We start from the raw sequence: 1,504 nt of genomic DNA on the forward strand, positions 1-1,504 counted from the left end.
TCGCCGTGCAGGCGCTGGTTGTTCCACCACCACACCCATTCCAGGGTCGCGAGCTCGACCTGCTCGACCCTTCGCCACGGCCCTCGCTGACGGATCAGCGCGGTCTTGTAGAGGTTGTTGATCGCCTCGGCCATCGCGTTGATGCTCCTATAGTTGTCAACTCATGACTTCGCCTGTTCGCGGGTCGGTCTTAACGAGGTGGTAGACCTCGCGGATCACGTAGCGTTTCAGGCAGCGGATGATGTCGCGTTTGCTCTTGCCCTCGGCGGTGCGGCGTGTGACGTAGGCGATCGTGGGCTCGTGGAATCTCATCCTGACGATCACGGTCCGGTAGATCGCAGCGTTCAGTTGTCGATGTCCGCCGTGGTTGATCCGGTGCTTCCCGCTGGTCATCCCGCTCCCGGTGGGGACGGGGCTGATACCGGCGAGTTTCGCGAACGCGGCCTCGCTGCGGATGCGTTCGGGGTTGTCGCCTGCGACGATGAGGATCTCGGCGGCGGTGTCGACGCCGATGCCGAACTCGTCGAGCAGGTGCGGGGCGCGTTGCAGGACGAGCTGCTCGATCTGTGCTTCGAGCTCTTTGATCTCGTCGTTGAGGGCGATCCAGCGTCTCGCGATCGACTTGAGCGCGTGACGGTTCGCATCCTCGGGCGTCTCCAAGCCGCGCGGTCGGAGTGCGGCGCAGTGCCTGGCGACCATCTTCTGGCTCTTCTTGGCGGTCTCGCGTCGGAGGTCTTCGGTGGCGTGGACGAGCATCGCTTTGAGGGTGATCATCGCTCCGGTGCGGTCTTTCACCGCGGTATCGTGCGCGACTTTCAGCTGCCGGATCATCTCCACGGCCCCGTCGGCGCTCTTCGGGACTGCGGTCGCGAACCCGGCAAGCACGGCCCTGGCGGCGTTCTCCGCGTCGAGGCTGTCGGACTTCCCGTTGAGCCTGCGTAGCCGCCGGTCGGGGCGTGAGACCTCGACAACCTTGTGCCCGTGGCGGCGGATGAACGAGGTGAGGCCGGCCCCGTACGACCCGGTTCCCTCGATCCCGAACGCGATGATCTTCCCGAATCCGCTCGCCCATTCCAGCAACTGCCGGAACCCCGCCGTGTCGGTCGAGATCGCCAGCGTCGCGAGGATCCCGCCGATCGAGTCCATCACCGCGGCGACGTGGATGTGTTTGTGCGTGTCGATGCCGATCACGACGTGCCCGGAACGGGCGGGCTCGAGTTCGGTCATGTGTGCTGTCTCCTTCACCGGTTAGCGTGGTCATCACGCTGTCGCCGGCGGGTGGACAGGACTGTCATGGGGACGCGTTGTCGAGACTGCTCCAGGCTCCTATCAGGTCACGCCCGATCCGGCGGCAGCGGTTACTGCGCGCCCGGCCGGAGGCTCGACAGATCAACGCCAAGGCACCCTGCGGGCCAATCGTAAGCAAGGGTCAGAACACTCCGGCCAGGACTTCCTCATCCTCGCGGGATGCGGCAGGAACAGACTGACAGTCGTAGGAATCGCC

General features: G+C 65.1%; 1 protein-coding gene and 1 pseudogene. Both read right to left on the reverse strand.

Features of this window, described 5'->3' with window-relative positions; genetic code table 11:
- Positions 1-140 (reverse strand): annotated as a pseudogene (locus tag RH864_RS19150) (integrase core domain-containing protein); the annotation flags it as partial.
- Positions 141-156: 16 nt separating this feature from the next.
- Positions 157-1,227 (reverse strand): IS110 family RNA-guided transposase, encoded by a 1,071-nt coding sequence (locus tag RH864_RS19155; RefSeq protein WP_310519178.1) that lies wholly within the window; start codon positions 1,225-1,227, stop codon positions 157-159.
- Positions 1,228-1,504: the final 277 nt, after the last annotated feature.

The sequence above is a fragment of the Agromyces aerolatus genome (assembly GCF_031432255.1).
Lineage (GTDB): Bacteria > Actinomycetota > Actinomycetes > Actinomycetales > Microbacteriaceae > Agromyces.